The sequence below is a fragment of the Bergeriella denitrificans NBRC 102155 genome (assembly GCF_001592185.1).
Taxonomy (GTDB): domain Bacteria; phylum Pseudomonadota; class Gammaproteobacteria; order Burkholderiales; family Neisseriaceae; genus Neisseria; species Neisseria denitrificans.
Genome location: NZ_BCWL01000099.1, coordinates 1 through 7551, shown reverse-complemented (window position 1 = coordinate 7551; position 7551 = coordinate 1). Strand labels below are relative to the sequence as shown.

At 58.4% G+C, this 7551-nt stretch carries 6 protein-coding genes; 1 reads left to right on the top strand and 5 read right to left on the bottom strand.

The window, feature by feature from the left end; genetic code table 11:
• Positions 1-44 precede the first annotated feature (44 nt).
• The 5 genes from BDE01S_RS06490 to BDE01S_RS06470 form a co-directional block, all read right to left on the bottom strand.
• Positions 45-374 carry a hypothetical protein gene (locus BDE01S_RS06490; RefSeq protein WP_066078990.1) on the bottom strand — a complete coding sequence of 110 codons (330 nt, stop codon included), beginning with the start codon at positions 372-374 and terminating at the stop codon, positions 45-47.
• Positions 375-800: 426 nt separating this feature from the next.
• Complete coding sequence (locus tag BDE01S_RS06485; protein ID WP_066078986.1) at positions 801-1835, bottom strand: AbrB family transcriptional regulator; 1035 nt, start codon at positions 1833-1835, stop codon at positions 801-803.
• 211 nt (positions 1836-2046) lie between these two features.
• The gene (locus BDE01S_RS06480; RefSeq protein WP_066078983.1) at positions 2047-3543 is read right to left on the bottom strand and encodes a tripartite tricarboxylate transporter permease; all 1497 of its coding nucleotides are present in this window, start codon (positions 3541-3543) and stop codon (positions 2047-2049) included.
• Positions 3544-3552: 9 nt separating this feature from the next.
• Positions 3553-3990 (bottom strand): tripartite tricarboxylate transporter TctB family protein, encoded by a 438-nt coding sequence (locus BDE01S_RS06475; protein ID WP_066078981.1) that lies wholly within the window; start codon positions 3988-3990, stop codon positions 3553-3555.
• A gap of 108 nt (positions 3991-4098) precedes the next feature.
• Entirely contained in the window at positions 4099-5094 is a 996-nt protein-coding gene (locus BDE01S_RS06470; RefSeq protein ID WP_066078978.1) for a Bug family tripartite tricarboxylate transporter substrate binding protein, read from the bottom strand.
• A 656-nt stretch (positions 5095-5750) separates the two neighbouring features.
• Between BDE01S_RS06470 and BDE01S_RS06465 the strand changes: the two genes are divergently transcribed.
• Positions 5751-7508 carry a Na/Pi cotransporter family protein gene (locus tag BDE01S_RS06465; protein ID WP_066078977.1) on the top strand — a complete coding sequence of 586 codons (1758 nt, stop codon included), beginning with the start codon at positions 5751-5753 and terminating at the stop codon, positions 7506-7508.
• The last annotated feature ends 43 nt before the right edge of the window (positions 7509-7551 follow it).

Sequence of the window (7551 nt, the reverse complement as noted above, 5' to 3'; positions counted from 1 at the left end):
CTGTCTGCGGCTTGCCGCCTTGTATCAGAATTTAATTTCTCCGACTATAGCACACGGTTTTCTTCGCGCTGGCGGTAAAGCGCGCGTTGGTTGAGCGGGTATTGGCGGCGGTAATGCGCCATATCGTCGATGCGTTTGACGCGGACGTGTTGCGCCGGACGGTAGCCGCGCGGCAGGCGGTTGTAGCGGCTGTCGTAGTAGTAGCCGTCGCTGATGCTGTAAAACAGCGCAGCGGCTGTGCCGACGGTGGCAACGGTGGCGACTGTGTTGACGGCGGGGTCATCGGAGACAACGCAGCCGGAAAGGGCGGTGGCAGCCAGCAGCCCCACAGCGCCCATGCCGAATACGGATTTGATTTTTTGTGATGCAAACATGGTGCGGTCTCGCTTTTTTAGGGATTTAAAATGGCGATACTATGGCTGCAACAGGGCAGGGCTGTCAGCAGCGTTTGTGCAAAATAGGGTTGTTTTTGTGAAGCATGCATTAGTGTATGTAATTTTGTTTGAATGTGAATAAAGGCCGTCTGAAAATGTGGGTTTCATCTGTAGGACGGGCATCCCTGCCCGTCGCTCATTCGTAGAATGAGATAAATTTCTAGATTGAGCTATTCTCTTTACCTTGCGGCAAAGCGACGGATCCCGTGAACGGGATTTCCTTTGGTCACAAGATACCCGTCCTAAGGCGTTGAAATCTCTTGCTTCACAGGATTACCTACCATGGGCGCACGTTGCTAAAGGCCGTCTGAAAATCCACACGCGGATTTTCAGACGGCCTTGAGCGTATTGGGTGCAGATTGGTTCTCAACCGAAGCGTTTGGCAAACAGCCGGTAGAGCCAGCTTGCCGCGCCGACGATGGTAATCATGCGGGCGACGTGGAAGGCGGTGACGAGCGGTACGCCCAGTTGCAGCACTTTGGCGGTAATCGTCATTTCGGCCACACCGCCGGGGGCGAGGCTCAGGCCGAGGGTGGGCAGGGCGATGCCGGATATCGGGGCAAGCAGCAGTGCCAGCGCCCAGGTCAGCAGCAGGCCGAGGCAGACGTTGGCGGCGGTGGCGGCGAGCAGGCGCGGGGCGGCGCGGAAGAAGTCGGGGGCGAATTTAGTGCCCAGTGTCCAGCCGATCAGCAGTTGGCCGAGCGCGGACAGTTCCGGCGGTACGGCGGAGAGATGGATTTCGGCGGCGGTGAGTAAGACGGATGCCAGCAGGGGGCCGAAGGTCCAGGGGTTGGACCAGCCCAGCCGCAGAAACAGCCATCCGCCGCTGCCGCAGGCTGCGGCGAGCAGCAGCAGGCCGGCGGGGTGGATGCGGGTGTCGGCGGCGAGCAGACTGCCGTCCAGGCCGTGATAGCCTTGGTATTGGTAGAAAAACGGGACGATGGTGACGACGAGGAGGACGCGCAGGGAGTGGGCGGCGACGACTTTGTCCACCCGTGCGCCGTTTTGTGCGGCCATAACGGCCATTTCGCTGGCGCCGCCGACGGCGGAGGCAAACCAGGCGGTGGTGAAATCTTCGTCGGTCAGGCGGCGTACCAGCAGGGTGCCGAGTACGGTCAGCAGCAGGGCGAATGCCATGCCGGCCAGCAGCCACAGCCAGTGTTCGGCAATCAGCCCCAGCATTTTGGGGGTGAAGTAGAGGCCGAGCGACATGCCGATAACGGCCAGCCCTGCCTGACGGCCGCCGGGCAGGGTGCGGACGCGGATGCCGCAGATGCTGAGGGCGGAGCTGACCAGCAGCGGGCCGAGCAGCCAGGGAATGGGCAGGTTGAGGTGTTTGGCCAGCAGTGCGCCGCTGAATACGGCGGCGAAGCTGTACAGAAGGCGGAGGGTGTGTTTCATGTCGGGGCGGGTGCTTGCGGGTACGGTGTGGTTTTCAGACGGCCTGAGATTTTTTTACAAAAAAGCGTGAATATCCAGCGACGTCATTAGCTGCGCAAGTCCGCTACGCTCCCCCCCGCGCAGCTAATGACGTCGCTGAGTGTTTCTGCTTTTTTGCCGAAATCCCGGATGTGGAAACCGAAAACAGCCGCACGCGGCGGCTGTCGGGGGGTTAGGCGGTTTGTTTGCGGCGGCGCAGCCAGCGGAAGACCGGCAGCAGTACCATGATTCCGGCCAATACCCACAATACTTTGGTAATCGGGCCTTGGAACAGGATGCCCAAGTCGCCTTGGGAAATCGACAGGGCGCGGCGCAGGCTGGATTCCATCAGTTCGCCCAATACATAACCTAAAATCAGGGCGGAGAGCGGGAAATTCAGTTTGCGCAGGAAGTAGCCCAATACGCCCAGGCCGACCATTAGTATCAGGTCGAAGGTGGTGCTGTGGATGGCGTACACGCCGACAAAGCTGACGGCTGCGATGGCGGGTATCAGGATGTAGTTGGGGGTGTTCAGCATGCGTGCGAACAGGCCGACCAGCGGGATGTTGAGCAGCAGCAGGATGACGTTGCCGACAAACAGGGAGGCAATCAAGCCCCATACGATGTCGGGCTGCTCGCTGAAAAGCTGCGGGCCGGGGGTGATGTTGTAGAGCGTGAGTGCGCCCATCATCACGGCGGTGGTGCCGGAGCCGGGTACGCCCAGTGTGAGCATGGGGATGAACGAGCCGCAGGCTGAGGCGTTGTTGGCGGCTTCGGGTGCTGCGATGCCGCGCAGGTCGCCTTCGCCGAATTTGCCTTCGGGGCCGGCGATTTTTTTCTCGTTGGTGTAGGTCATGGCGCTGGCGATGGTGGCGCCTGCGCCGGGGAGTACGCCGACGACGAAGCCGACGATGCCGCTGCGCAGTATCGCGCCGAGGCTGAACATCAGTTCTTTCAGGTTGAATAAGGCGCGTTTGCCCTGTTCCAGTGCTTTTTGGCCTTTTTCGGTGTGCTCGAGCATGATCAGGATTTCGCTGATGCTGAAAAAGCCGATGACGATGGTGGTGAACTGGATGCCGTCTGAAAGGTTGACGGAATCAAAGGTGAAGCGGTACACGCCGGTCACGGCGTCCACGCCGACGGTGGCGAGACCCAGGCCGATGAGGGCGGCTACGGCGGTTTTGACGGGTTGGTCGCCGACCAGGCCGCTCAAACAGGTGATGGCGAATACCATCAATACGAAATATTCGGCGGGGCCGAAGGCGACTGCCCAGTTGGCCAGCAGCGGGGCGAATAAGACGACGCCGACGGTGGCGATGGTGCTGCCGGTAAAGGAGCTGAATGCCGACAGCGACAGTGCGATACCTGCTTTGCCCTGTTTGGCCAGCGGGTAGCCGTCGAGCGTGGACATGATTGCGGCGGCGTCGCCGGGCACGTTAATCAGAATGGCGGAAATGCGTCCGCCGTATTCGCAGCCCAGATAGACGGCGGCCAGGAGAATCAGCGCCGACTCGGGCGGCAGGCCGAGTGCGTAGGCAAAGGGCAGCAGAATGGCGACGCCGTTAATCGGCCCCAAGCCGGGCAGCATGCCGACGATGGTGCCTAAAAATGCGCCGAAGAGTGCCAACATCAGGTTTTGCGGCTGCAGGGCAACGCTGAAACCGCTCATCAGAAAATTCAAAGTATCCATGCGTATTCCTTATCCGAAAAAGCCCAAGGGTAGGGGGACGTCAAGCAGGCGGTCAAACAGCAGGTAAAGGCCGCCGCCCAATACGGCGCCGGTAAGCGCGCACGCCATATTGCCGCCGCCGAACAGGCGGCCGACGGCAAAGGCCATCAGCGCGGTGGCCAGCGGAAAGCCCAACAGTTCGAACAATACGCCGTAAAGCAGCAGAGCCAGCAGGCAGATACCCAGTTTTTTCAACAAAGAGGGCGTGTAGCCCAAATCAATCTGCTCCCGAAACGGGCGTACGGCCAGATACAGGCAGCAGACCGCCAGCAGCGACAGCACCAACATCGGATAAGGGCGCGGGCCGAGCGGGTCGTAAGTAATCGGCGCGGTATAGCCCCAGGCCAGATACAGCAGGAATAAAGCTGCGGCACACAACAGGCCGGAAAAACAGCGTTCTAGTTTCATGAAGGAAAATCTCCGGTAGCGGCGCAGACGGGCATACCGCCCGGCACCTGAAATTTTCAGACGGCCTGAACCGTCGGAAAGGCCGTCTGAAAAACGCTATATTTATGATTATTTATTCAACTCAAACTCTTGCGAGAGCTTGCGCATTTCATCGGTCGTTTTCGCCACATACTGCTGCAGCTCCTCGCCGGTCATCGCAAAAGGCAGCAGGTCGCGGTTGGCGCGGATTTCGGCAAACTTCGCATCCTGCAGCATCGTATCGAAGCGGCCTTTCCACCATTGGAACGCCTCATCGCTCACTTTCGGACCCATGTAATAGCCGCGGATAACCGGCCATTCCACATCAAAACCCTGCTCCTTAGCCGTCGGAATATCCTTCAGCTTGCCTTCCAAGCGGTTGGGGGCGAATACCGCCAGCACGCGGACCTTGCCCGACTCAATGTGCGGACCCATCTCGGCAATACCCGCGCTGACCACGCTGATGTGGTTGCCCAACACCGCCGTCACCGCCTCGCCGCCGCCCTCAAGCGCCACATAAGTCATGTCTTTCGGATTCACGCCCGCAGCTTTGGCCACCATCGCCGTTTGCAGCCAGTCTTGGCCGCCCACGCTGCCGCCCGCGCCGAAGCTGACGGATTTAGGATCTTTTTTCAGCGCATCGGCCAAGTCCTGCAGATTTTTCATCGGCGAATCCGCATTCACGGCCACCATGCCGTAATCCGTACCCACCGCCGCCAGCCAACGCACGTCTTTTTCCGTATATTGGCCGAACTTACCCTGCGCCAGATTCAGCAGCGAGCCGGTGGAGAAGGCAATAATCGCATCATTATTGGCCGGATCGTTGGCCACGATTTTGTTGTACGCCACCGCGCCCACGCCGCCCGGCATATAGGTCACGCGCATCGGCTTGGTCAGCAGGCCGGTATCTTTCAGGCCGCTTTGTGCCAGCTTACAGGTCAGGTCGAAGCCGCCGCCCGGTTTGGCCGGCGCGATACATTCGGGTTTTTTCGGCTCGCCGGCTTCGGTCGTGCCTTTGTCGCAGCCGCTCAAGGCCAAAATGCCGAGCAGCGCCGTGCCGAAAAGGGTGGTGGATTTGTGGAACATGCGTTTCTCCTGCGTGTTATTGTTGACAATGTTTGGGAAAGTTAAAAGAATGATTAACGACTGTCAAGACAAGATTATTCATTTTTTGATTGATAATATATTGATAATTCATCAAAGTAGGAAAACAACAATACGCAAGTTGTGATAGCTACAGGGTTTGGGTAGGGTGGTAAGCCCGAATAAAATGCCGGAAAAAATCCAATAATCCGCGCTGTAATAAAATCACAGTATCGGTATTTTGCTGCGGATGTTGTGTCCAATTTCAGACGGCCTGGGGGCTTTTCTACAAAGGTCTCAACCTGAAAGCATAAAACGCATAAAAAAGGCCGTCTGAAAAACAGACGATTGCGCCGTGATGCCGCAAACAGCTTATTTTCAGACGGCTTTTGACCAAAGCGATAAGCAGTAACACGCCGCTTGGATGCGCGATATACAAAGGCGCCGTCTGAAAAACGGTCTGATTAAAAATATTGAAAACTATAAATTTTTCAGCAGTTTGTCAAAATATCTGTTTGCGTAAAAATAAAGATTAAGCGGCAAGAAGGCAAAAACCGCCCGTGCTTTGGGGCGGAAACTTGTGTTATTGTTGGCAACATGACTTTGCTGAAGCGGCCGACAGGTCGTTTCAGTACACCTTTTTCGATAAGGCAGCACCTATGAATGTCCGAAATCTCCGTTATCTGCTGGTTTTGCCCGCTGCGGCTTTGGCAGCCAGCTTTGCCTACAGCCCGTCCTGGCTGCAGCTGTGTTACGGGCTGGCTCTGTTTCTGTTCGGTATGCAGTGTATCGAAGACGGGTTGCACAGCGTGGCGGGCGGGCGGCTGTCGCGCCTGATGGAACGCTCCACCACCACGCCGCTCAAAGGCGCGCTTTTCGGCATGGGCGCGACCTTTGTGCTGCAGTCGAGCACGCTGGTGTCGCTGCTGACCATTGCTTTTTTGAGTACCGGCATGATTGCGCTTTCGGGCGGCATTGCGATTATTTTGGGCACGAATTTGGGCGCAACCAGCGGCATTTGGCTGCTGGCCGCAGCGGGCAAAAGCGTCAGCCTCAGCCCCGTGGCCGTGCCGATGCTGGTGTTCGGCATTTTGATGAGCTTTTTCAACAGCAAAGTCAAAGCCTTCGGGCGCGTATTGGTCGGCATTGCGCTGATTTTTCTCGGGGTGGACGCGATTAAAGAGGGCTTTCAGGCGTTTGGCGCGGATATGGATTTCAGCAAAAGCCAGGTCGGCGGCTGGGCCGAGCCGCTGATTTTCTTTACCGTCGGCCTGTTGCTGACCGTGGTTTTGCAGTCTTCGCACGCCACGCTGATTTTAACGCTGGCAGCGCTGGCGGGCGGGCAGGTCAGTCTGATGCAGTCGTTTGCCATCGCCGTCGGCTCCAATGTCGGCAGTAGCGCCACCACCGCGTTGGTGGGTATGCTCGGCGGCGACCGCAACGGACGGCGGCTGGCGCTGGCGCATATGCTGTTTAACGTTATCACCGCCGCCCTGTCGCTCATCCTGTGGTGGCCGCTGACGCAGGCGGTATTGAAGCCGGGCGAATGGTGGGGGCTGAACCCGCTGATGCAGCTGGCCTTGTTTCACACCTTGTTTAACCTGTTGGGCGTGACCGTATTTTGGAAGCAGCAGGAGCGTTTGGCCGCGCTGCTTACACGCTGGATTCCCGACCGCCCCGCGCATACGGCGCAGAACGCAGCGGCAGACGGCAGCCGCTTCCTGACCGGCGGCGCGCTCAAGCCGCAGTATCTGAACGACAACCTGCTGCGCGCCCAAGATACCGCTCTGGCCGCCGTTGCACAGGAAACCCGCCATCTGGCCGGCGCGGGCATCGAAGCCGTGTGCCGCGCCCTGTATATTCCCCCGCAGGCTTTGTATGCCGAGGGCGATGGTGAAGGCCGGGATTTGCCGCCGCCGCAAGCGCCTTTGGCATTGGATGCCCACGAGCTGTATGAGCAATACGTCAAACCGCTTTACAGCGCCATTCTCGAATTCAGCGGCAAGATGGACACCGGCGACGAAGCGCAGCAGCAACAGCTGGCGCAAAGCTATGCCGCCGCGTGGCGGGTGGTGGAAATCGTGAAAGAAAGCAAGCAGCTGCAGAAAAATATGCAGCACTATCTGGCGCAGCCCGACAGCGCCGCCGCCAAAGACTACCTGCGCCTGCGCCGCCACGTTTTCAAAACCCTGCGCCTGTTTTTACAGATTGACGGCATGGAACAGGGCGACGCGCGCCGCGAAAAAACCGCGCAGCTCGCCACCCATACCGAAACCCTGGAAACCTTCCGCGGCCGCGTGATGGTGAAGCTGCGTAATCATGAGCTGAACGGCTGGCAGACTTCCTCGCTGCTGAACGACATCAACTACGCACGGCGCATCGGTCGTGGCGTATTGGAGATTTTGGAAACGGAATAAGCGCGACAATATAGTCGTTTCAATTTAGATTGAGATAAGGCAG